The following is a 23,284-nucleotide window of genomic DNA, read 5'->3' on the forward strand; positions in this document are numbered from 1 at the left end:
ATTACCGCTACTCTCTCATGGTGGTGGGGGTTGAGGTTACCTTTAAGTATGTGGTTTGTAAGTATGTGGTTTGTAAGTATGTGGTTTGATTCACTAGCCTTAAAGCCTTTGCTGGCAGGGGCTAAAACTAGACTACGTGCCTGTAGCCAATCAATAATTTCGATTGATTGTCTTTTGAGTGGAATCTCCCACCACTGGGAGTCCCAGCCAACCTTAAAGTTTTTTTTGTATAACTATTATTGTAGTACTTTGACAGCAGTTAAACTCGCCTCCTCGCGTTTTATCAACCATATAAATGACCACATAAATAATAGTAGTTTCCACTGTCCCGTGAGGCTTTAGATGACCAGCGCTTATATCCTGATAGCCTCAATTTTGGTGTTGGGGGGGTTACTCGCTACCTTAGGCGATCGCATGGGTACACGAGTAGGAAAAGCACGGCTGAGTTTATTTAATCTACGTCCCCGTACTACTGCCACGGTAGTAACAATTATCACCGGTGGCTTAATTTCCGCCTCGACCTTGGGGATTTTGTTTGCCACCAGCGAGTCTCTACGGGATGGCATTTTTGAACTTGATAATATCCTCAAAAAACTTAGAAGTGCTCGCCGGGAGGTCAGCCAATTAGAGGATGAGAAAAATCGAGTAGAGCAGCAGTTAGAGGACGCCAGAGCAGAGCAAATAGAGGTTCAGAAACGTTTGGATGAAACCAATCGAAATTTCCAACAGGCTCAAAATCAACTGAAAGATGTCTCTGCTCAGCTTGGGGTGCTGCGTACTGAAATTAAGTCACTCCTAGGGGAACGTCAGCTGCTAATCCAACAGCGGAATCAACTCAATGAACAAATTACCCAACTCCAGAGCCAAATCACTCAATTAAAAGAATTGGTGAAAAAACGGGATCAGGAAATGCTGGAGCGAGACCAAGCTATCCTGGAGCGAGACCAAGCTATCCTGGAGCGAGACCAAGCTATCCTCAAACAAGACCAAACGATCCAACAGCGGGATCAGGAGCTGGCTGACAAAGACCAAGCTATAAAACAATTTGACCGGAAAATTGCCGAACGGGATCAAGTCATTGCTCAGCGTGAAACTTTCCTAAAAAAACTCGAACAAGAACTTAAAGAACTTGAACAACAACTTAAACAAAAGGAGCGTCAACTTGCTGAACGTAATAAACAACTTCAATCACAAGAAAAACAACTTGCTTTTTTAAAACGGGAACTAGAAATTCTAGAACAGTACTATCAGAATTATCAAGTACTGCGTCAGGGAAATGTTGCTTTAATTCGTGGTCAGGTACTCACTTCCGGAGTAGTACGAATTGTCGATCCAACAGCGGTAAATCAAGCCGTTGATCAACTGTTGAGCCAAGCCAATAAGACAGCCGTAGACATTACCCGTGCTAGTAGCAGTAATTCCCAAGAGCCACTGGTGCAAATTACTCAAGCACAAGTGGATCAGTTAGTCCAGCAGATTCAAGATGGTAGAGACTACGTGGTGCGAATTCTTTCAGCAGGTAACTACGTTGAGGGGGAAAAACCAATACAAGTATTTGCAGATGCAGCCCTCAATCAGGTTGTCTTTAAGGGGGGTGATATCCTTGCTACCATCTCCACTAATCCCTCAACTATGACCAATGAACAAATTCGCAAGCGCCTCGATCAGTTATTGGCAGCCTCTGAGTTCCGTGCCCGTCGCGCTGGGATTTTGGGTGATATTCAAGTTGGAGATGGTCGGCTGACCACCCTAATCAACTTTATTGAGCAGCTGGAGAAGTATGGCCAACCCCTTAATGTCAAGGCTATTGCCCAAGAAACTGCCTACACAGCTGGTCCTTTAAAAATGCAGCTGGTAGCGAGCTACAATGGAGAAGATGTTTTTAAAACTATTGTTAACTAGCTAGGTTGTTAGCAGTCAGCAGTCAGCCGTCAGCAGTCAGCCGTTAGCGGTCAGCCGTCAGCGGTCAGCCGTCAGCTTAAAATAAACCTCGTTCGAGGTGGCACAGGCCACAAGCGCTGTGAGGTAACTCAGCATTATTCGAATCCTTACCTCTTTTCTTCAAAAGCTATTCAAACGCTGATTGCTGATTACTGATTGCTGATTGCTGATTACTTAATTTTTAAGTAGCTAGCTCCTCCGCAACTTGCCAATCGGGATTGTTATTAACTGCCTCCTGAAGTAGCTCAAACATTTGCCGACAATGGTTATTAACCTGTAGAGGTAACTCTTCATTTTTGACGACAAAATTTATGGGCACTTGTTGATCAGTGGCTTTCGATTTGTCAATCAATACGTCCACTGTAACCAGCTTCGTAAAGGATATATTACCCGGACTCTCTCTTGCCATTATATAGTCATCACTCTCGTAGAGAATTTCAAAATCGCAGGATTTTAGAACCTCAATGAGTAACGGCAGAAGACGATCAAGGGGAATAGTGATTTTAATGGAACGAGTGTAGCGAGCCATATAGACCTGGGGCTTGCTGATAGCTAAACTTTTCTATCTTGACATTCCCCCGTGGGAGGGATTGCTCGCACGGGGGATTATCGGTTGATATACTCGCCATAACCTGAAAGGTTTATACCAACCAAGCTAGAGGGCAAATCTCCCGAAGGGTTTTAGGTCTTATTGACCCAGTTTTACGCATTCCCTGCTGTAACTTGTTTATCAAAACGGCTGTTGATAGCTAACTAGTTTTTTGCTTCTAAGCCGACCTAGGTGACCAAATTGTTAGGCAAGGATTACGCAGTACCCTATCTCTGGCGATACTTTTTACTTTACTCTACGGACGAAGGATTTGGGCAATAACTTATTGTTTTTTTAATTTATTTTTAAATTATTGGTTTAACCAATAGGTTAAACTTGTTGTTGGTTTATTACTTTATTAGTTGATTAACTTATTTTTTTTTAACTTTTGTCACTTGCTAAATTTTGCGTTCCTACTTTTGTGAAAACTTTCTGTTAATCCAGGATTATTTTAACGCAATTAGACCCAAATGTCAAGAAAACTATCAACGGCGGTTAAAACCCCTCCACACGCTCAGGTTTCACCCCCGTTTTCAAAAGATGGAGTTTTCAAGGCAAGACCCAAGGGTTAAAGCTTGCGCGAAGGTAAGATTTTTTATAATCATCGAATTTTCAAACATACTAACTATGAATGTAGCAATCATTGGTTGTGGATACGTGGGTAGTGCCGTTGCTCACCTTTGGCATCAAGAGTTAGGGTTATCCACTACAGTAACCACTACTACCCCTGAGCGCGTCCCAGAACTAAAAACAATTGCTGACCGAGTGGTTGTGGTTAAAGGAAACGACCCGATTGGTCTAGAATCGGTAGTGAAAAACCAGGAGATTATTCTTCTGTCTGTGGGTGCTGCCAATGGTAAGGTCTATCAAGAAACCTACTTAGACACAGCCCAAACCTTAGTTTCTGTGCTCAAAACCGCTCCTACGGTACGACAGCTAATTTACACCGGAAGCTATGCTGTCTACGGTGATCGACAGGGAGGCTGGGTAGACGAAACATCACCGATTGCTCCCCCTAGTCCCAATTATGAAATTCTAGCGGAAACTGAGCAGGTATTACTATCAGCATCCAATCCTAATCTGAAGGTTTGTATCCTGCGTCTGGGAGGAATTTATGGTCCGAAGCGGGAACTAGTCAAAATATTTGGTCGATTTGCAGGTACTACTCGTGAGGGTTCGGGTCAAGAAGTCACCAATTGGATTCATCTAGATGACATAGTTGGTGCGATAGAATTTGTCCGTTCTCACCAACTGCAAGGGATTTATAACCTAGTAGATGACCAAATACTGACTTATCAAGACTTGCTTGAAAAAGTATTTAAACAGCACAACTTACCCTCTGTATCCTGGGATTCCTCCGTTACTAAAGCCCGACCTTACAATGCCCGAGTGTCAAATAAAAAAATAATTGATGCAGGTTACCAGTTTATTCATCCAGAAAAAATTTTCTAATCTGATTACTCGGTGGGATTAGTTGACTGAAAACTAGCCTAAATATAAGGAACGAGGCGATTGGTGCATGAATCGCCTCTAGCCAAGATTCAACAAATACACTATCTAAAATAAGTGTGAATTTTTTGTGATAGATAGGATTTGGGATTTTAGGGAATCGGGAATTGGGAATTGGGAATCGGGAATTGGGAATTGGGAATTGGGAATCGGGAATCGGGAATCGGAACCCACCCCTAACCCCTCCCAGGAGGGGAACGGGAATCGGGAATCGGGAATCGGGAATCGGGAATCGGGAGTAGGGAATCGGGAGTAGGGAATCGGGAATCGGGAATCGGGAATCGGGAATCGGGAATTGGGAAAAAATCTTGTTTATCTTATTACTATCAGAAAATTACTATGAGAACCGCTAGATATAATGTCCGGATAATTACCTTTAATAAAAATCTCCCCATCTCCCGTTTATCCCGCTTATCCCGTTTATCCCGCTTATCCCGTTTATCTCCATCTCCCTATCTCCCCATCTCCCTATCTCCCCATCTCCCCATCTCCCTATCTCCCCATCTCCCCACACTCCCCTCTCTTTTCTATTTCCCTGGGCGCAGCCCTATGAGCTGATCGGTGGTACTGTCAACCCCTTAAGTGCCATCCGTTCTGCTGATGGCGTTAATCCCTTACTTTGAATTAAAACCCCAAAGCCACCCAATCCCGTTGGATCGATCAACTGGTGTAACCGTTGGCGACGCTGCATAATTTTGATCACATCCTGTGCTGTTGCGTTCGCGTAGCGTGGCCGTAGGCCAATCGCATTTCCCCCTTCTGTAGGATCAGAAAGGGCAGCTATGCGATCGCCTAATCCCAATGCCATTAGAAACAAACCTTGCTTGGTGAAACCTACCTTACCCAAACCACATAACTCTCCTTGTCGCTCTAGGGCAGTAAAATCCACATGAGCAGTAATGTCTTGTTGGCCGATATAACTATAGGGGTTATTGTGGTGCCGGTGGCGATAATAACACTGTAGTGTTCCCTGATCACGGGCTGGCAAATAATACTTTTGGGCTGGATAGCCATAATCAATAGTTAGGACAAATCCCTGGTTTAACCGTTTCGCAACCGTTTTTTTCCAATCCAGTGCTGCTAGATTCACCTCAGAGCGATAACCCTCTGGATAGGAACCACAGAACAAATCAATACCTACCAAATCAAAATACTCTCTCAGTTGCGGTGTAGAAGGGGTATCTAAAACTTCTACAAACTTAATGTCATCGCCATCCTGCTCAACAGTTGCGATATAGATTTCTTTGAGATCTCCTGCTTGCAGCACAACTTGATGTACTGGTAACGCATCAACCAATTCGTTAGAAAAACAGCAACCAGTCACGGAATTGTCTTGTATTTCTTCCCAAGAACACCACCGCACAGGTAACGAGTGTTGGTGATTGTTTAGTCTAGGTAGGTTTAGTTTCAACAACAGCTGCTTCTGTTGAGCAATCATTGCTGTTGCCTTTTCCACAATGATGTAATTTACGGCACCATAGCAATCTGGGTAGTGCTGGTGCAAGTAAACTAGAACATCTGCGGCTAGGAGTCCCTGTCCTGCTCCCATTTCCATCAGAGTAAAGGGATTAGGTTGTCCGAGGATATCCCACATTTGGGCAAACTGTTCAGCAAGTAATTCCCCGAAGTCTTTTCCTAGGTGGGGTGAGGTGAAAAAGTCTCCTGATGAACCAATGTTAACTGCACCAGAAGCGTAGTAACCTAGCTGTGGATGGTATAGTGCTAAGTCCATGTACTGGGCAAAGGTAATTCGCTGCTTGGGTGCTGTAGCAATGTGATTAGCAATTACCTTGGGTAGGGGTTGGGTAGATGGAAGGTTTGAATTCAACAAATTACTGATTAGACTTCGTGACAGTTGTTGGGAACAGGGAACAGGGAACAGGGAACAGGGAACAGTGGACAATAATTGACCCAAACACTATCAGAAAACTACTTTTGCAAGAGCTTTATTCTAGACATTATAGCATTTCTGCTACTTATGAGGTACAGTCATTTTATTCTCCCTACTCCCTACTCCCTACTCCCTACTCCCTTTTCTATAGCTTACGTAGACACTTTTTTATTAGCCGTGAATACGCCATTGGGTTGAGTAATCACTGCTTGAGTCACAACCCCTGCATTATCCATAGTGAAGTTAATACTAAATCCTGATAAATCCTTAAAATAAAATTCGGTTCCTTGGTAACGAACTAACTCTATCTCTTGCTGACTAGCTAATGACATAAATAGTTTATTATCTTTGATCAAGATAGTCATAGATTGACCAGAAATGTCATAGTCACCCACAAATTTTTCCATAAAAATTGTGGTTAAAATGCTTTGGTCAGGGATTCGTTCAAATACAATATCCTTTTGCCTTGAACAGCCGCTTGTTTAGCTTTCTCAAGCTTACTCTTATTCCTTTCATTCCAAGGAACTTCGTCGAGACCGAGCAAGCGATCGCATAAGCCAGAACGATGAGTGACTAGGTCACGGAGAGTCATGTGTTAGCATAGGCATTGTATAGTTTAAAGGTGGGCAGATAATGTCTAACTGGTTTATCCTAATCTAATTTTCCTCGCTCAGCCAAGATGCCCATAGCCATTGTGGTAAACGCTTTAGTGCAAGACCCAATGGCAAAGAGAGTTTTAGAGGTTACTTTTAAGCCTTTTTCTACATCCCTAAAACCAAAGCCCTCACCGAAATTTTGGGTCTGTTCGCGTAGCGTCGGCTTTGCCGAAGCCCCGTCCTTCTAGGACGGCTTTTAAGATGGCCTTTTTTGGTTGTTGATATACTCTTTTAGCTTTTCAATGGGCGCGCCTCCAACGGATGCTGCAAAATAGCTAGGACTCCACAGCGCAGTTTTTCCGTTGGGTTTTAGATACCCTTTTTGCCCGTACCTGCGGCTTGATACTCCTTTCAGGCTGTTAACTATTTGAGAAATCGATAATTTTGTTTGAAGTTACCGTAAGACAGTGGAGCCTTTATAGTTGGTAGTCTGTGGGTTAAGGTTTAAGTCTGTTGTAATAAGGCTCCACGTAATCAGGTTTCGTCTCCGAGGATATTCGTTCGCGTAGCGTGAGCAAAGCTCAATCAATGCGTGTACGTGATCAGATTCTCCATTGAATTCCTTAATCTCAAAATTCATCTTTTTTGCCACCTCTCGTATAGGAGTATTCAAGGATTTTAAGACTCATTGAGGTTAATCTTTTTGTCTATATTTGTTTACGCCTACTAGATGTATTTGTAAGTTCGTAATACTGTGTCGTTTTTTACGGAAAATCATTGCAAAATCCTGTAGATTACCTGGGGGGGTGACATGCAAGCTAAAATCCTTACTGGGTAACATATTCAGCCCATCTGTTACAAAAAGATACATGCTGTTTTGGGCCGACCTTGGACGTAGTTATAAGGGTTTGAGCGTCCATAAAATCAAATAAGGGTCAATTTGGGAGTTTATCTTTCCTGAGATAATTGGCATCAAAGCCTTATCTAGTAAGCTTTTCAGGGCTCATGTCACCCCCTCAGGTAGATTACACTATAATTATAGTACAGATATCCTTATATAAGTAAAGTGAAAGCCAGATACCAGTATCGTTTTTACCCGACAAACCAACAAAAGCAGGACTTAGCCAAATTGTTTGGTTGTGTTCGGGTTGTTTGGAACGATGCTCTGGCTATTTGCAAAAAATCTGAAAAAGTTCTCAAATCAGGAGAGCTGCAAAAGCTAGTCATTACTCAAGCAAAAAAGACTGAAGATAGACAATGGTTGTCAGAGGTTTCAGTTGTACCTTTGCAGCAGTCTGTAGCTGATTTGGGAGTCGCTTTTAAAAACTTCTTCGATTCTCGGAGTGGAAAAAGAAAAGGCAAAAAAGTTAAACCTCCACGTTTTAAGAAGCGGTCTAACAGACAATCGGCACGGTTAACCCGTAGAGGTTTCTCTGTTCAGGGCGATAAAGTTTACTTGGCCAAAATTGGAATAGTTAAGCCAATTTGGTCTAGAGAACTGCCTTTGACCAAAGGTCACGCTACGCGAACAGATCCTAGCTCTGTAACCATCATCAAAGACTGCGCTGACAATTATTTTTTGAGTTTCGTCGTAGAGATTGAGCCTGTTCAATTTGATGCCAAGAACCAAAGCATCGGTATTGATCTAGGGATCAAGACTTTTGCGGTGATGAGTGATGGCAGTCAAGCTAAAAGCCCTGACTATTCCAAGTTAGATCGGAAGCTGCGGAAAAAACAACGAAAATTCGCCAAGCAACCTAAAGGATCGAACAGAAAACAACTAACTCGCCGCCATATTGCTAAACTCAACCTCAAAATCGCAAATAAGCGGAAAGATTTTCTGCACAAACTATCAACCAAAATAGTTAGCGAGAACCAAGTAATTGTTTTGGAAGATTTGAATGTGTCGGGAATGGTTAAAAACCATAAACTTGCACGAGCTATTAGCCAACAGGGATGGGCAGAATTTAGGACGCTCTGTGATGCAAAATCAGATAAGTATGGCAGAGATTTTCGGGTTATAAGTCGGTGGGAACCTACCAGTCAAATCTGTTCAGATTGTGGGTTTAAGTGGGGCAAACTTGATTTGTCTGTGCGTTCAGTGCTCTGCATGAATTGTGGAACGCAGCAAGATAGGGACGAGAACGCTGCCAAAAACATAGAAAAAGTCGGCATGGGGCATCGGCACGACTATAAATGGACAAGGAGGAGCGGTCAGACTGTTTCGGTAGCACGCTCCGATGAGATGTCAAGAATCACCGTCCTTCCAGGGCGGTGAGTATGTCAAAAAAGATGATCTCGCTATTGTTCACAATAGCGACAGCCAGCCCTGGGACTTTCCACTCTTCCATTCTCTGGTTGATAAAATCACTAAGACCTTCCATTAGTGGCTCTCCATTGATGTTAATTTCAGAAGTTTCGACTAGTTCCCACACTTCCCACACTTCCCACACTTCCCACGCTTCCCACACTTCCTACACTCCTCCCACTCCCCTTTCCCCAATTCCTCCTTGTCCGGTTTACTGATAATCTGTTAATTCACCCATAGGAGATATCGTAAAGTGGTTCACCGTTGGCGGTAAAATTAGATAAGATAGGTATATCTACTAGAGAAAAATTACTTATGGCTAGTGGTAAATCCCAGACTCCCGCAATTCTGTCTCAGCGGGAAGTGCAAATCATCGAACATGTAGCGGCTGGTTTAACCAATCTCGAGATTGCTCACCAGCTGGCAATCAGTAAGCGCACTGTTGATAATCATATCAGTAACATTCTGACCAAAACCTGCACTGATAACCGGGTGGGTTTGGTTCGTTGGGCCTTAAAGTGGGGCAAAGTTTGCTTGAATGATGTCAATTGCTGTCCTTTACCAGCTCCCGGTCAAACTCAGTGAGACCACTCACTATATCCAGTCCCGGAGATTATTGAATCATTACTTACTGACTGATAGTTTTCAGAGTCGGCTTGAAGCTAGGATTAGGCAGTTTTGCTCAGGTTGCTTTGCTCAGGTTGCTTTGCTCAGGTTGCTTTGTTCAGGTTCCTTTGTTCAAGCCACCAGTTCAGCACCTCAGTGGCACTCGCAACCGCCCAGCTACAGAGCAAGAAACCCATGATTATATAAGTCGCACTGGCATAATTAGTTTAGTTGTCCAGAGTGACTTCTAGGCTTTTGGCTGACTGCTGATCACTCAAGGTATATCTTAAGTATATCTTAAGATATTTTTAGCGATCGCAGGCAATCTTTCTCTAGGATCTCCCATACTTGTTTAGGCGTTAGGGTAGATATCTACGGTATCTAGACTGCTATTCCTTTCGTTCTACCACTACTTTCAATCGAGCCGCCAATGCCCCGATCGCTCCCAGGGCGAGTAACCAAGGAGCCAAGAAAATAGCAGTAACTCCTCCTAATACTCCAAAAGTTAGCGGAATCTCCAACAAAATCCGCTCCTGGTCATTTTTGATGATAATTCGGCGAATATTACCCTGATCAATTAGGTCTTTAACTTTGTCAATCAGGTCATTACCACTAATACTGAATTCTTCGACACTGACCTTTGGCTGAACATCTGGCTCTACAGAATTGGAGTGATTGTTAATTTGTTGATCAGTTGGTTCATTCATGGTAATCTACTTAGGCACCGAGTTGGTCATTATGGTGATTACTTTTCTACATTAACTCAAAAATAATTGTTAATGTTGATACAAAATGCTTAAGGACTGGTGGTAAGGGATTTTGGGTTTTATAATAAATAGTCGAGATGTTCGTTCTAGAAATTGTGTAACACCGCTGTGACTAAAACACCCCTACCCCTTAGTATCGGTGACCATAGGGATCACCAGACCCAACAACCGGACGCTTTGGGACGTTTTGGGAAATTTGGTGGCAAGTATGTTCCAGAAACCCTGATGCCTGCTCTAAGTGAACTAGAGCAGTCTTTTGAACAATACCGTAATGACCCGGATTTCCAACAGGAACTACAACAACTGCTGCGAGACTATGTAGGACGTCCTAGTCCTCTGTATTTTGCTGAACGTCTGAGTAACTACTATACCAAATCTGATGGTAGTGGACCACGGATTTATCTAAAACGGGAAGATTTAAATCACACCGGTGCTCACAAAATAAATAATGCTCTGGCTCAGGTATTGCTAGCCCAGCGCATGGGTAAGCGGCGCATCATTGCTGAAACGGGAGCGGGTCAGCATGGTGTGGCTACCGCAACAGTATGTGCTCGATTTGGTCTCGAATGCGTCATTTATATGGGCGTTCAGGACATGGAAAGGCAATCCTTGAATGTGTTTCGGATGCGGCTACTGGGAGCAACGGTGCAACCGGTATCGGCAGGGACGGGTACTCTCAAGGATGCTACCTCGGAAGCGATTCGAGACTGGGTGACAAATGTGGAAACCACTCACTATATCCTTGGGTCAGTGGCAGGTCCTCATCCTTACCCAAAAATGGTACGGGATTTCCATGCTGTGATTGGCCAGGAAACTAGGGCTCAATGCTTGGAAAAATGGGGCGCTTTGCCGGATATATTGTTAGCTTGTGTTGGGGGTGGCTCCAATGCCATGGGTCTGTTCCATGAGTTTGTTAATGAACCCTCTGTGCGGTTGATTGGCGTGGAAGCAGCAGGCGCTGGTGTAAATTCTGCTAAACATGCGGCTACCCTAACTAAGGGACGACCAGGAGTGTTGCACGGGGCAATGAGTTATTTGCTGCAAGACCAGGATGGTCAGGTGCTCGAAGCTCATTCTATTAGTGCTGGCTTGGACTATCCTGGTGTCGGTCCTGAGCATAGCTATTTGAAGGATAGCAGTCGGGCAGAGTATTATAGTGTTACAGACCAAGAAGCGGTGGCTGCGTTTCAACGGTTGTCTGAGCTGGAGGGAATTATACCGGCACTGGAAACATCTCATGCGATCGCATATCTCGAAACTCTGTGTCCCCAACTCAGTGGTAATCCCCAGCTCGTGATTAACTGTTCCGGTCGGGGTGATAAGGATGTGCAAACTGTTGCTAAATTTATGTCAGCTCAGACCTCGAAAGATTAAAAAAATAAAAAATAATTAGGACATGTGGAATGTCAAGGGTAAATTGTAAACTACGATACAGTAATTCCTATAAATTAGAGCCCAGATTTTAGCCAGCCTGCTCATGCCAACACCATTGCTCAAGATTAGTTTGGGAATGCTGATCTTTACTGTGGAATTAACCCAAGTTTTTATCAAGGGTCGTTAACTATAGTAACCACTGTGATTTAGTTGCTAGTTATGGTGCTATAACATCACTTTAAAGGGATAACTAACACTACTAACTAACACTACTAACTAACACTACTAACTAACACTACCGGTAGTGGTTAGTCTCAGTGGTTACTGTCATCTTCACGAATAACTATGCCGTAGACTTTCTGATCATGGGAACAGAAACGGTACCCCATAGGAGCATCGAATAAACCAAATTCTGGGAGTTATCCCTAACAATACTATCCCATCAAAAATTATCCCATCAAAACTATCGCATCAAACACTATCCCATCCAACAAGCTTCTAGAAACAACAACCCATAACCTTTGAAACAATGACCAACACAACTGTAATCGAAGAATTGAAGGATTTTCAAGTTTGCGATCGCGATTTACCCGAATCTATATGTCAACAGTATCTAACCGCAGATTCCCTCGCCGTGGATACGGAAACCATGGGACTGATTTACCAACGCGATCGCTTATGTCTTGTACAGCTGTGTGATCCACGAGGACGAGTCACCTTTGTCCGCATTGACAAAGGACAAACAGAAGCACCCCGATTAAAACAGTTGTTAGAAGCGACTAATGTGCTCAAAGTCTTTCACTTTGCTCGGTTTGATGTCGCTATGCTTAGGCAAAATCTCGGTATTGAAGTCAATCCTGTCTTCTGCACCAAGATTGCTAGTAAATTAGCCCGCACCTATACTAGTAGCCATGGTCTCAAAGAATTGGTCAAAGAGCTAGAACGGATAGATTTGGATAAAAGTGCTCAGAGTTCTGACTGGGGTAATGTTGCTAACCTCTCCGATCAGCAGTTGGAATACGCTGCTAATGATGTACGCTACTTGTTAAATGTGCGGCAAAAACTGATCAATATGCTGGAACGGGAAGACCGTTGGGAACTAGCTCAACAGTGCTTTGAGGCGTTACCAACTATGGTATCTCTCGATTTGTTGCACTATCGAGATGTATTTGAACATTGAATAATCAGAGACTGTTTACAAAGTAAATCTAATGACCGCTTAAGTAGCTCAATATTGGTGGGTTACGGTGGACAGCTCTGTGAAAAGGTCAGCTTTTCTCTTGGTGCGCGTTCATGCTTGTCGGGAAACCCGACCGGGGTCGCACCGCTAAAGTACTCACCGCCTAATCCACCCTAAGCGCCTGATTTAAGCAAAGTTTAACAAACAGTTTCCAAGCTCCTTGATCCAACTTAAACTAGTAGAGGGGGGTGTCACCCATAGCCCCTCCAGCAGATACCAGTGAAACGTATGTTTAGTTGGAAACGTGCCCAAATCCTCTTGTGTTTGGGCGCTTTTTTGATATCAGTACTGATTAGCCTATTAACCATCGCACCTAGTCAAGCACAATCTCAGGCATCTAAAACCTTGCCGCCATTGGAGATTACCAAAGGATGGCACTATCTCTGGGGTGATGTTTCTATCAATAACCTCCGGAATGCCAAGCTTTGTACTAAGGTCGAGATTGCCAAGAGCGACCCTTGCTGGCAACCATTTACATTTCCAGAAAGACTATGGAAGTCACAGCAAGATCAACAGCAAAACAATGTTTGGTTAGGGGTTAGGTTACCAGAGGGTAAATGGCAATCTCCCACTCTTTATCTCGGAGCAGTTCCGAATATACTAGAAGCTTATTTAGATCAGCAACTGATTTATACCCGATTATCCCCCAACTCATTGCCTCCAGCTAATGGTGACGGGTATCAATGGCCAATTGTTCCTCTTGATTCAAATTTTTCCGGCAAATCATTGTTCATTAATGTTTACGTCGGGACTGAACAGTCTATTTACATCGGATTTTTCGACCGGATAGTTATTGGTTCTAAACTTAACGTAATTCGGTGTTTGTTCAAAGACGAAATAAGCACGGTTTTAGGATGTATTTTTATTTTAATTGGGCTGTGGTTTAGTTTAACCTGTTTATTCCGGTCTCAAGACAAACGATTGATTCTAGCCTTTGGATTATTAGCCATAGCTGGTGGGGTTTACAACATTAGCCAATCAACCATTGTTCCCTTATTATTTAAGGATTCACTGAATTGGGAGCATACTCGATATACAGCTTTGTGTTTTCTTCCTATTCTCACCCTTATTGGTTTTGAAGAAATTTTTGGCTCAGGCTATTTTTCAATCATACAGCGGTTATGGAAAATTCACCTAATTTATTCCGTAATTTCTTTAGGATTAATTGTTATATACAAAAGTTCCTGGTTGTATGAGAGATCTATTGATAACTACCTGATCCTGGCTAGTACAATAATTTTATTGCTCCATTCTATTCCTATAGCTATCACTAAGAAAAACTATTATGCTAAACTATTTATTTATGGATTATCTATCCTGGTTATAGGAGGAATGCATGATATTTTAGTTTATCAGTTTGAACCGGAAAACTGGTATCAACGATTCTATCCTTGGGGAATGTTGCTTTTTATCCTATCCTTAGGATTAATTTTAGAACTACGATTTGCTGAAACCAGGCGACTGCTACAGGAATATAACCAGAAGCTAGAAACTAAGAACGCTGCTCTTCAGGAAATGGATCAGCTCAAAAATGAATTCTTAGCCAACACATCTCATGAACTTAAAACGCCTCTGAATGGTATTATTGGCATTGCTGAATCCTTGATTGATGGAGCAACAGGTGAGTTATCCCATTCAACAGCATCGAATCTTTCTCTGATTGTATCTAGTGGCAAACGGTTAACTCAGCTTGTTAACGATTTACTAGATTTTTCTGCCCTCAAGCATAAACAAATTAACCTTAAAATAAAGCCAGTGGGGATGCGAGAAATAACAGAAGTTGTTTTATTGCTATCTCGTCCCCTTTTGGCTAATAAAAACTTACAACTGATTAATCAAGTTTCCTCATCTATTCCCCCTGTGGATGCTGATGAAAACCGACTCCAACAGATTCTCTATAATTTAGTGGGTAATGCCATTAAATTTACTGAACGTGGTATGATTAAAGTGTCAGCAGAGGTGGTAACGTCTTATCTTAAAATTACCGTTTCTGATACAGGGATTGGTATCCCACCTGATAAATTAGACCGAATTTTTGAAGCTTTTGAACAAGGAGATGGCTCCATTAATAGGAAATATGGAGGAGTGGGGTTAGGTTTAGCCGTTACTAAAAAACTGGTGCAGCTCCACGGCGGAGATATTGATGTGGAGTCTACCCCAAACCTTGGCTCACGGTTTAGTTTCACCCTACCGATATCAAAGGGTAAAGTAGAGAGGAAACAGCGAGAGGAAGTTTCCAAGGTTCAGAATTATTTGGCGATGGCAAGTGACTCTGAACATTTGATATCTGATCACCTGATGTCTAATCACCTGATGTCTAATCATCTGATGTCTGATCACCTGATGTCTAATCAGAACTTATCATCACCAACTATGAAAGCCTTGAAAATCTTGATTGTAGATGATGAACCAGTAAATCTTCAGGTTTTGGTCAACCATCTTTATCTGCAAAACTATAAGATTACTAAAGCAGTTAATGGCGAAGATGCATTCACAAAAATTACCCAAGGATACAAACCAGACTTGATTTTACTGGATATTATGATGCCGAAAATGACCGGCTATGAGTTCTGTAAAAAAATCCGTGAGAAATATCTACCGAATGAACTACCCGTAGTCTTGTTAACCGCTAAAAATCAGATTTCAGATTTAGTAGCTGGATTTGCAGCTGGAGCGAATGATTATTTAACTAAGCCCATATCCAAGAATGAATTGCTAGCACGAATTAAGACCCATCTTCAGTTAGCGAAAATTAATGTAGCTTATGGACGCTTTGTGCCTCGGGAGTTTCTGCAATTTTTAGAAAGGGAAAGTATTCTTGATGTCCAATTAGGGGACAATGTCCAAAAAGAGATGACGGTACTTTTTTCGGATATTCGCTCCTTTACTACTTTATCAGAGAGGATGTCACCGGAAGAAAATTTTAATTTTATCAATGGCTATTTAAGTCGAGTCAGCCCAGTGATTCGTAATTATAACGGCTTCATTGATAAATATATTGGTGATGCGGTGATGGCTTTGTTTCCCGACAAAGCTGATCATGCCCTAAAGGCAGCCATTGAGATGCAAAAGCAAGTTTATCTTTATAACTTCCATCGGCATAATAGTGGTTATGAAGCGATTGCGATTGGTATTGGTTTGCACAAGGGGAGTTTAATTTTAGGCACAGTGGGGGAATCTCAACGGATGGATACAACTGTAATTGCTGATACTGTAAATTTGGCATCCCGTTTGGAAAGTTTAAGCAAGATTTATGGAGCAGAAATTTTAATTAGTAAACCAACCTTGACTGATTTGGATAATCGAGACAGTTATCATTATCGGTGTCTAGGGCGAGTTAAGGTTAAGGGTAAAAGTCAACCAGTGGAAATCTTTGAAGTGTATGATGCTAATCCTGAGGATTTGATTGCTTTCAAGTCCGGCACGACTCCTCGCTTTGAGGAAGCAGTTGCCTATTATGTAGAAAAAGAGTTTGCTCAGGCGCAACGGATTTTTGAGGAACTTTTAGAGAGTAATCACCAAGACCGGGTGGTTGAACTTTATATTGAACGGTGTGTTAAAGCCCAGCGCTTTGGGGTGTCGGAATTGGATATTGTGATTAGTTGAATTGGTTATCAAGGGAATAGGGAACAGGGAATAGGGAATAGGGAGATGGGGAGATGGGGAGATGGGGAGTGTGGGGAGATGGGGAGATGGGGAGATGTAGATGTAGGGTGGGCAGTGCATCAGACAGAGTGATGTGCTGACCATCGGCTGGCTCGGCACTGCCCACCAAGGATTAACCACAATAGATGTAGGGTGGGCAGTGCAGCAGACAGAGTGATGTGCTTACCATCGGCTGGCTCGGCACTGCCCACCAAGGATTAACCACAATAGATGTAGGGTGGGCAGTGCAGCAGACAGAGTGATGTGCTGACCATCGGCTGGCTCGGCACTGCCCACCAAGGATTAACCACAATAGATGTAGGGTGGGCAGTGCATCAGACAGAGTGATGTGCTTACCATCGTCTGGCTCGGCACTGCCCACCAAGGATTAACCACAATAGATGTAGGGTGGGCAGTGCAGCAGACAGAGTGATGTGCTGACCATCGTCTGGCTCGGCACTGCCCACCAAGGATTAACCACAATAGATGTAGGGTGGGCAGTGCATCAGACAGAGTGATGTGCTTACCATCGTCTGGCTCGGCACTGCCCACCAAGGATTAATCTAACCCAAAAAAAGTAGCCGCAGAAATACCTTCCACGGCTAGCAATTGTTACTTATGTCTTAACTTTGTAAACCTAATCAAACATAATCCGATCACACCGTAAGCTAATGCGCTACCTCACAGGCTAGAAGCCTGTGCCACACATGCTACACGAACAGATCTGATGCTTTTGCCAGGGGGCAAAGCCCCCTGAAATTTAAGCCCTTAACCCAGCATTAAGTATTTTGTCATTACCGTGATGAATTCGCCAGGAATGTCAGTCGGCTGAAGGGGGCTCCACTCGTCAACTTGGGCGTAACCTCGTGCATAAAGGGTATGGATGGTGTTGGTTATTGCCCGGCGGGAGCCTTTCAAAATGTGCTTAATGGGGTATTTTTTTGGAGACCGTTCCTGAGGAGTATTACTGGGAGTAATCTCCTCAGGATTATTTTCTGGGTTAGGGCGGAAGTTGTCAGACATAGTAAAAAAAACGTTTTAAGGTTTACAAATATAATCATAACGATTATATAATATTTTTTCAAGGGGTTTTATAATTTTTTTTGAGAGGGTTAATTGACATAAAATGTACGGAGAAAGGAATGCAATCGCTTTTTTTTAAAAGGAAAAATGTACCAGAAAGTAGGGAGGAATAAAAAGAGTAAATATTGGCAATATGTCGCGTAGTATTTATTTTAAAAAATCGCATTTTTTGGAATTTTTTTTTCCCGATAGCGTTGTAAATATTCAATCGATAAAGAATAAATTGTGATATTTTTTTTCCTACTCCCTGCTCCCTGCTCCCTGGATTTTTTTGTTAGACTAAATCGAAATAGGGTTTTAGGCATCTACTAGTTAATGCTATATAATTTACTGGGGGGGTAATCGGTGAGTGATTCAACGGGCTTGATTGAAATCTCAAGCCATCAGGACTTAGTGCCCAGTGCCGATGTGGTGTTTGTTCACGGGCTGGGAGGGGATGCTAGAAGCACGTGGTATACCCAGGGAAAACGGGATGATGATGACTGCTGGCTAGGTTGGTTAGGAAAAGATAATTTATGCGTTAATATCTGTTTGGGTATGACGCTGAAGCCACAAACTGGAAAAGCCACAGCAGTATGTCCCTTTTCGCTCAAGCTAGTAATTTATTAGATTGGTTAGATATCCGCGAGCTCGGCCAACGTCCATTAATCTTTATTACTCACAGTATGGGCGGACTTTTAGTCAAAAAAATGCTTAACAGTGCGTTGACGTTTCAAAAGCAAGCTATTCTTGAGCAGACGAAAGGGATTGTATTTCTGGCTACTCCTCACACTGGGGCTCATGTCGCTAATTTAATTGATAATATTAACCTTCTGACACGAACTACAATAAGTGTAAAGGAACTAAAAGCTCATTCCCCTCAGTTACTGGAATTAAATGAGTGGTATCGAGAACATGTTCGGAGTCTAGGAATTGCCACAAAGGTGTATTATGACACCCAGGCTGTAAACGGTATTTTGGTGGTAGACCCAGTTAGTGCCAACCCAGGCATTGAAAAAGTGAAACCGGTTGGGATGCCAAAGAATCACATTGACCTATGCAAACCAGAGTCTCAAAATAGTCAGGTCTATCTTGGTGTCAAGAAATTTATCGAGGAATGCCTCAAAAAAAAAGAGATAAGCTTAAATCCCCCCAGTAACAATATCAATGCTGCTACGCCCTACTCTGTAGAAGCGTTTGAGTTATCTTGGAACAATTTGCCACCAGAAGCCCAACAGTTAGGATGTCTTCTGAGTTTGTTTGCTCCTGCTCCTTTTCAGTGGTCACTAGTAGAGTCTTGTGTTATCGAAACTGAAGATGATCAGGAATCGGAAGAAAAAGTTGAAGACTTGGAAGAGTTACGCGATCGCGTAGCGTGGCCTACGGCCAATCGCTTTCTGGTCAATCGTAATCTGTTGCAACTGAGTGAACAGCAAACCTATCGGCTCCATCAACTAATTCGAGAATTTTTCCAGACCAAGCTGGCTCAATTACCAGAGGCCGATTGCTACAAGCAACGCTTTTGTCAAGCAATGGTGGCTGTGGCCAAAAAAATTCCCAAGACACCAACTCGCGATCAGATTGCAGCAGTTACCCCCGCCATCCCTCATTTAGCCGAAGCTGCTACAGTCCTAACTGACTGGCTCAGGGATGAAGATTTAATCTGGCCTTTTGTTGGCTTAGGAAGATTCTATAAAGGTCAAGGTACCTATGACCAGGCTGAACCGTGGTATGAGCAATGTTTAGAGATAACTAGAAGCCGCCTGGGTGATAACCATCCCTCTGTGGCCGAAAGTCTCAACAACCTGGGTTTACTCTACCACTCAATCGGACGCTATGAGCAGGCCAAACCCCTCTATCAACAGGCTTTGGAGATTGCCGAACCGAAGTTAGGGTCAAATCATCCTATGACTCGAATCTATCGTCAGAATCTGCAAATTTTGCGCTCTCCTTTAAGGACGGGCATATATCGAGCCTGTATTGGGTTAAAACCCTGGTTTTGTGACTAGACCTTGCAGCATTAGGAAAAGATGTGGCATTACTGAGGGGTGGGATGAATATCAGTAGAGTGGGCATCCTGCCCGCGCCACCAGATCACGAACGGGCAAGTGAATTGAATTTGGGAAAACTACAAGATGATGGACATGATCATCAGACTGTTATATGAAACCTGTTCTACATCAAGGAAAACTGATAACCTGGAAAGACGATAGAGGCTTTGGTTTCATCAAACCAAATGATGGTGGTAAAGACGTTTTCTTACATATCAGTGCTTTGAAAGGAGCAAGTCGTCGCCCAAAGGTTGGAGATAGGATTTTATACGAGCAAGTTGCTGAACCCGATGGCAAAATACGCGCTGCCAGAGCCTCGATTCAAGGTGTTGCACCTCGACCTTTGCCAACTAAAAGAAAACCAAGGAAAAGAAGTTTACTCGAAACCATTCTTGGTGTCCTAATTCTAGCTGCTATGGCATTGTTTACAATGCACTTCAGTCCTAGTCGTTCTCCCTCACCAATCAGATCAATTACGAAGTCAGGATGTATGATAAAAGGCAATATTTCCGTTACAACAGGCAAAAAGTTGTATCATCTTCCAGCCATGGAAGATTATGAATCGACAGTTATCGATCCAGCCAGGGGAGAAAGGTGGTTTTGCACGGAGTCAGAAGCGATCGCAAATGGTTGGCGTAAAGCACCAAGGTAACCACAGCGCCTCAATACTTCGTAAAATAGTAATTCACTTGATTAGAGCTAACGTAGGGTGGGCAGTGGTTGAGACAAATCAAATCAGCAAGCCAATCAAATTACTAGACACTGCCCACCTAGTAATTCACGTAGGGTGGGCAGTGGTTGAGACAAATCAGATCAGCAAGCCAATCAAGTTACTAGACACTGCTCACCAAGGATTAATCCCAATAGAACCGGCAACAAATCTAGGATTAGCAAACAACCTTGGCCTTTGGCCACGCTACGCGAACAGCACAAAACCAGCTAAAACCGACTCACCACTAACAGTAGCAGGGTTGTCTAATTCCTCAACCTCAACACCAGGGCGATAAACATAAACCCGTCTATGGTTGCTGTCGATCAGCCAGCCTAACCTTACCCCATTGAATCTATACTCCTCCATTTTGTCCTGGAGATGCTATAACTTATCACTTTTATAGCGTTTCTCGCAGTTATGAGGTACAGTCTTCTTTGACTTTGATTACCTGTCTTGATCCAGCGCATCGCTATTCCCTATTCCCTATTCCCTATTCCCTATTCCCTATTCCCTATTCCCTATTCCCTATTCCCTATTCCCTATTCCCTAGGTGCGACCCGTGGCGAATTTAATTCTTAATGGGTGAAGCGCACCTTAAGATTTTCGTAACTGGTTTGCTCCTGATTGTTACTGTACTTCTTAGTTATGCAAACCGCCGTAAATTAACTTCACTTAATCTTTCTTAAGAAAAAGGTACCCTTAAGGGTACTATGAAGCCTAGATTCAATTAGATAGTCTATAAATGTGTTGGTCATCAAAACAGGGTGTGCCACACCGGAACTAGGATTAGATATCTATACACTGGCGGAAATTTGACCTCTACTGTGCTTGGTGACCTGTTGTGGCAAGTCAAATCCGTGAGCCAAAAATCACCCTTTTTTGAGAGCGGGGAGTATCAAAGTACGATTTCCGTACTAAGTAGTCGGACAAAAGTTTTGGGTGCTTTATAAAGTTTTGTAAATATCGACCAAACCTTTTGGTGTAAAGGTTACAAGGATTTTACAGTTTTTGAGACAGTACCGTTTATTTATGTCCGACTACTTATATTTAGCGTGTCAATCAGATGAAAGGAGTGCAAGTTAAATGTTTTCTCTAGGTTCAACAACTCAAGTCGGAGACTTTCGAGTCGATACTAAGTACTTAGTCACCGATGTAAATGGCGATGGTAACTCTGATCTAGTCGAGCTTTGGAATAATACAGATAAGTTCTTTGCTGCGACTTGGATTAGTGATGGTCAAGGTGGATTTAGCCTTGGGGGTAATACACAAGTCGGGGACTTTCGAGTCGATACTAAGTACTTAGTCACCGATGTAAATGGAGATGGTAACTCTGATCTAGTCGAGCTTTGGAATAATACAGATAAGTTCTTTGCTGCGACTTGGATTAGTGATGGTCAAGGTGGATTGACCCTTGGGGGTAATACAGAAGTCGGGGACTTTCGAGTCGATACTGATTACTTAGTTACCGATGTCAATGGTGATGGTAACTCTGATCTAGTCGAGCTTTGGAATAATACAGATAAGTTCTTTGCTGCGACTTGGATTAGTGATGGTCAAGGTGGATTGACCCTTGGGGGTAATACACAAGTAGGGGACTTTCGAGTCGATACTGATTACTTAGTTACCGATGTCAATGGTGATGGTAACTCTGATCTAGTCGAGCTTTGGAATAATACAGATAAGTTCTTTGCTGCGACTTGGATTAGTGATGGTCAAGGTGGATTGACCCTCGGCAGTAATACACAAGTAGGGGACTTTCGAGTCGATACTGATTACTTAGTCACCGATGTAAATGGTGATGGTAACTCTGATCTAGTCGAGCTCTGGAATAATAATAATAATTTCTTTGCTGCGACTTGGATTAGTGATGGTCAGGGTGGATTTAGCCTCGGCAGTAATACACAAGTAGGGGACTTTCGAGTCGATACTGATTACTTAGTCACCGATGTAAATGGTGATGGTAACTCTGATCTAGTCGAGCTCTGGAATAATAATAATAATTTCTTTGCTGCGACTTGGATTAGTGATGGTCAGGGTGGATTTAGCCTCGGCAGTAATACACAAGTAGGGGACTTTCGAGTCGATACTGATTACTTAGTTACTGATGTCAATGGTGATTCTAAGTCTGATCTAGTTGAACTTTGGAATAATACAGATAACTTCTTTGCTACTACTTGGTTAAGCATTTAAGCTTAAACAATGTTTAAACACTAACCTAGTTCCAATGCTAAGTTACTAGACACTGTCCACCTAGGATTAATCACAATAGTTCACGTTTGCTGGGCAGTGCACCAGACAGATCAAATCAGCAAGCCAATCAAGTTAGTAGACGGGTGCATCTCAATGCATGCAATTAGACAAAAATTCTATAGGACTTACGCAAATCCCTCAATTTAACGCTACTTGTAGGGTGGGCAAGGTTTTGCCCACCCTACCCATGGAGTCTGTGCGTAAGTCCTGTTCTAATAAAATTCCGACACTGCCTACACTACCCACTCTCCCTAAAATCCCTACGCTTCCGACACTTCCGGCACTTCCCTTCTTTTTTACAAAGATGAGATGCACCCTAAGAGCTTCTTGTGAAGAGTCCAATATTTACATAAGCAGTGTAGACTATTGCCCATATAGTTGCCCATATAGTGTCGGAATCGATACCGTAGCTTGGAAACGACAAACAAAAAAGCAAAGAACAAAGAAAAGAACCTATCAAGGTTCATTACAAGTGCAGTCAACCACACTTGAGTCAAAGAAGTAGTGTTGAGTAATTAACGTAGGGTGGGCAGTGGTTGAGACAGATCAAATCCGCCAGCCAATCAAGTTATTAGACACTGCCCACCGAGGATTAATCCCAATAGAATACTAAAAAATCTAGGGTGGTAAAACAACATGAAGCATAAGCTTACCGCTGAATGCTTACTAACTATTTTGTGATGTAATCAAGGGTAAGCTATCAGCTGATAGCACCTCAAGTAGCACCTCAAGTAGCGCATTAG

The 23,284-nt window shown here is 42.8% G+C and carries 22 protein-coding genes and 4 pseudogenes; 13 read left to right on the top strand and 13 right to left on the bottom strand.

Features of this window, described 5'->3' with window-relative positions; all coding sequences use genetic code 11:
* The first annotated feature begins 342 nt into the window (after positions 1 to 342).
* Complete coding sequence (locus tag BJP34_RS17635; protein WP_070393472.1) at positions 343 to 1,902, top strand: DUF3084 domain-containing protein; 1,560 nt, start codon at positions 343 to 345, stop codon at positions 1,900 to 1,902.
* Between the two features lie 220 nt (positions 1,903 to 2,122).
* Here BJP34_RS17635 and BJP34_RS17640 read toward each other — a convergent pair whose 3' ends face one another.
* Positions 2,123 to 2,470 carry a hypothetical protein gene (locus BJP34_RS17640; RefSeq protein ID WP_070393473.1) on the bottom strand — a complete coding sequence of 116 codons (348 nt, stop codon included), beginning with the start codon at positions 2,468 to 2,470 and terminating at the stop codon, positions 2,123 to 2,125.
* A gap of 687 nt (positions 2,471 to 3,157) precedes the next feature.
* Here BJP34_RS17640 and BJP34_RS17645 point away from each other — a divergent pair.
* Entirely contained in the window at positions 3,158 to 3,982 is an 825-nt protein-coding gene (locus BJP34_RS17645; protein WP_070393474.1) for an NAD-dependent epimerase/dehydratase family protein, read from the top strand.
* A gap of 127 nt (positions 3,983 to 4,109) precedes the next feature.
* Positions 4,110 to 4,295, top strand: a complete 186-nt coding sequence (locus tag BJP34_RS17650; protein WP_149031028.1) for a hypothetical protein — start codon at positions 4,110 to 4,112, stop codon at positions 4,293 to 4,295.
* Positions 4,296 to 4,586: 291 nt separating this feature from the next.
* On the opposite strand, the gene BJP34_RS17655 is transcribed toward BJP34_RS17650, so the two are convergent.
* The 5 genes and pseudogenes from BJP34_RS17655 to BJP34_RS50475 all read right to left on the bottom strand — a co-directional run.
* Complete coding sequence (locus BJP34_RS17655; RefSeq protein ID WP_070396734.1) at positions 4,587 to 5,879, bottom strand: class I SAM-dependent methyltransferase; 1,293 nt, start codon at positions 5,877 to 5,879, stop codon at positions 4,587 to 4,589.
* 469 nt (positions 5,880 to 6,348) lie between these two features.
* Positions 6,349 to 6,522, bottom strand: a complete 174-nt coding sequence (locus tag BJP34_RS46480; protein ID WP_202972109.1) for a hypothetical protein — start codon at positions 6,520 to 6,522, stop codon at positions 6,349 to 6,351.
* Positions 6,523 to 6,581: 59 nt separating this feature from the next.
* Positions 6,582 to 6,656 (bottom strand): annotated as a pseudogene (locus tag BJP34_RS50470) (hypothetical protein); the annotation flags it as partial.
* 126 nt (positions 6,657 to 6,782) lie between these two features.
* A pseudogene (locus BJP34_RS37055) lies at positions 6,783 to 6,974 on the bottom strand (IS200/IS605 family transposase); the annotation flags it as partial.
* A gap of 102 nt (positions 6,975 to 7,076) precedes the next feature.
* Positions 7,077 to 7,208: pseudogene (locus tag BJP34_RS50475) on the bottom strand (transposase); the annotation flags it as partial.
* A 384-nt stretch (positions 7,209 to 7,592) separates the two neighbouring features.
* Between BJP34_RS50475 and BJP34_RS17665 the strand changes: the two are divergent.
* Entirely contained in the window at positions 7,593 to 8,804 is a 1,212-nt protein-coding gene (locus BJP34_RS17665) for an RNA-guided endonuclease InsQ/TnpB family protein (RefSeq protein ID WP_070393476.1), read from the top strand.
* Here BJP34_RS17665 and BJP34_RS17670 read toward each other — a convergent pair.
* Positions 8,782 to 8,997 carry a hypothetical protein gene (locus tag BJP34_RS17670; RefSeq protein ID WP_070393477.1) on the bottom strand — a complete coding sequence of 72 codons (216 nt, stop codon included), beginning with the start codon at positions 8,995 to 8,997 and terminating at the stop codon, positions 8,782 to 8,784. The genes BJP34_RS17665 and BJP34_RS17670 overlap by 23 nt on opposite strands.
* 152 nt (positions 8,998 to 9,149) lie before the next feature.
* Here BJP34_RS17670 and BJP34_RS17675 point away from each other — a divergent pair, with 152 nt between their 5' ends.
* Positions 9,150 to 9,419, top strand: coding sequence for a helix-turn-helix domain-containing protein (locus BJP34_RS17675; RefSeq protein ID WP_070393478.1), 270 nt, complete (start codon positions 9,150 to 9,152; stop codon positions 9,417 to 9,419).
* A gap of 410 nt (positions 9,420 to 9,829) precedes the next feature.
* On the opposite strand, the gene BJP34_RS17685 is transcribed toward BJP34_RS17675, so the two are convergent.
* Positions 9,830 to 10,147 (bottom strand): DUF4342 domain-containing protein, encoded by a 318-nt coding sequence (locus BJP34_RS17685; protein ID WP_070393480.1) that lies wholly within the window; start codon positions 10,145 to 10,147, stop codon positions 9,830 to 9,832.
* Between the two features lie 168 nt (positions 10,148 to 10,315).
* Between BJP34_RS17685 and trpB the strand changes: the two genes are divergently transcribed.
* The 3 genes from trpB to BJP34_RS17700 all read left to right on the top strand — a co-directional run bounded on the left by trpB (position 10,316) and on the right by BJP34_RS17700 (position 16,427).
* On the top strand, positions 10,316 to 11,581 hold the full coding sequence (gene trpB / locus BJP34_RS17690; protein ID WP_193431335.1) for a tryptophan synthase subunit beta: 1,266 nt from the start codon (positions 10,316 to 10,318) through the stop codon (positions 11,579 to 11,581).
* A 529-nt stretch (positions 11,582 to 12,110) separates the two neighbouring features.
* Complete coding sequence (locus tag BJP34_RS17695; RefSeq protein ID WP_070393481.1) at positions 12,111 to 12,761, top strand: ribonuclease H-like domain-containing protein; 651 nt, start codon at positions 12,111 to 12,113, stop codon at positions 12,759 to 12,761.
* A 288-nt stretch (positions 12,762 to 13,049) separates the two neighbouring features.
* Positions 13,050 to 16,427, top strand: coding sequence for an ATP-binding protein (locus BJP34_RS17700; protein WP_070393482.1), 3,378 nt, complete (start codon positions 13,050 to 13,052; stop codon positions 16,425 to 16,427).
* Here BJP34_RS17700 and BJP34_RS43560 read toward each other — a convergent pair.
* The 3 genes from BJP34_RS43560 to BJP34_RS17705 form a co-directional block, all read right to left on the bottom strand.
* Positions 16,420 to 16,593 carry a hypothetical protein gene (locus tag BJP34_RS43560; RefSeq protein ID WP_158517274.1) on the bottom strand — a complete coding sequence of 58 codons (174 nt, stop codon included), beginning with the start codon at positions 16,591 to 16,593 and terminating at the stop codon, positions 16,420 to 16,422. The two genes, BJP34_RS17700 and BJP34_RS43560, sit on opposite strands and share 8 nt — an antisense overlap.
* Before the next feature lie 176 nt (positions 16,594 to 16,769).
* The gene (locus BJP34_RS40080; protein ID WP_149031030.1) at positions 16,770 to 17,018 is read right to left on the bottom strand and encodes a hypothetical protein; all 249 of its coding nucleotides are present in this window, start codon (positions 17,016 to 17,018) and stop codon (positions 16,770 to 16,772) included.
* A gap of 216 nt (positions 17,019 to 17,234) precedes the next feature.
* Positions 17,235 to 17,489 (bottom strand): hypothetical protein, encoded by a 255-nt coding sequence (locus BJP34_RS17705; protein WP_070393483.1) that lies wholly within the window; start codon positions 17,487 to 17,489, stop codon positions 17,235 to 17,237.
* Between the two features lie 405 nt (positions 17,490 to 17,894).
* Between BJP34_RS17705 and BJP34_RS45665 the strand changes: the two genes are divergently transcribed.
* From BJP34_RS45665 to BJP34_RS17715, 3 genes are all read left to right on the top strand, one after another.
* Positions 17,895 to 18,158 (top strand): hypothetical protein, encoded by a 264-nt coding sequence (locus BJP34_RS45665; RefSeq protein ID WP_168166473.1) that lies wholly within the window; start codon positions 17,895 to 17,897, stop codon positions 18,156 to 18,158.
* Positions 18,125 to 19,537 carry a tetratricopeptide repeat protein gene (locus tag BJP34_RS40085; RefSeq protein ID WP_229424423.1) on the top strand — a complete coding sequence of 471 codons (1,413 nt, stop codon included), beginning with the start codon at positions 18,125 to 18,127 and terminating at the stop codon, positions 19,535 to 19,537. The genes BJP34_RS45665 and BJP34_RS40085 overlap by 34 nt, the downstream gene beginning before the upstream one ends.
* Before the next feature lie 154 nt (positions 19,538 to 19,691).
* Positions 19,692 to 20,231 (top strand): cold shock domain-containing protein, encoded by a 540-nt coding sequence (locus BJP34_RS17715; protein WP_070393484.1) that lies wholly within the window; start codon positions 19,692 to 19,694, stop codon positions 20,229 to 20,231.
* A 264-nt stretch (positions 20,232 to 20,495) separates the two neighbouring features.
* Here BJP34_RS17715 and BJP34_RS37070 read toward each other — a convergent pair.
* Positions 20,496 to 20,669, bottom strand: a pseudogene (locus BJP34_RS37070) (Uma2 family endonuclease); the annotation flags it as partial.
* 56 nt (positions 20,670 to 20,725) lie between these two features.
* On the opposite strand from BJP34_RS37070, the gene BJP34_RS43565 reads away from it, so the two are divergent.
* Positions 20,726 to 20,863, top strand: coding sequence for a hypothetical protein (locus BJP34_RS43565; RefSeq protein ID WP_158517275.1), 138 nt, complete (start codon positions 20,726 to 20,728; stop codon positions 20,861 to 20,863).
* Between the two features lie 511 nt (positions 20,864 to 21,374).
* Entirely contained in the window at positions 21,375 to 22,481 is a 1,107-nt protein-coding gene (locus BJP34_RS17725; protein WP_070393486.1) for a hypothetical protein, read from the top strand.
* Between the two features lie 198 nt (positions 22,482 to 22,679).
* Here BJP34_RS17725 and BJP34_RS43570 read toward each other — a convergent pair whose 3' ends face one another.
* The gene (locus tag BJP34_RS43570) at positions 22,680 to 22,856 is read right to left on the bottom strand and encodes a hypothetical protein (RefSeq protein ID WP_158517276.1); all 177 of its coding nucleotides are present in this window, start codon (positions 22,854 to 22,856) and stop codon (positions 22,680 to 22,682) included.
* Positions 22,857 to 23,284 lie beyond the last annotated feature (428 nt).

The organism is Moorena producens PAL-8-15-08-1 (assembly GCF_001767235.1).
GTDB lineage: Bacteria > Cyanobacteriota > Cyanobacteriia > Cyanobacteriales > Coleofasciculaceae > Moorena > Moorena producens_A.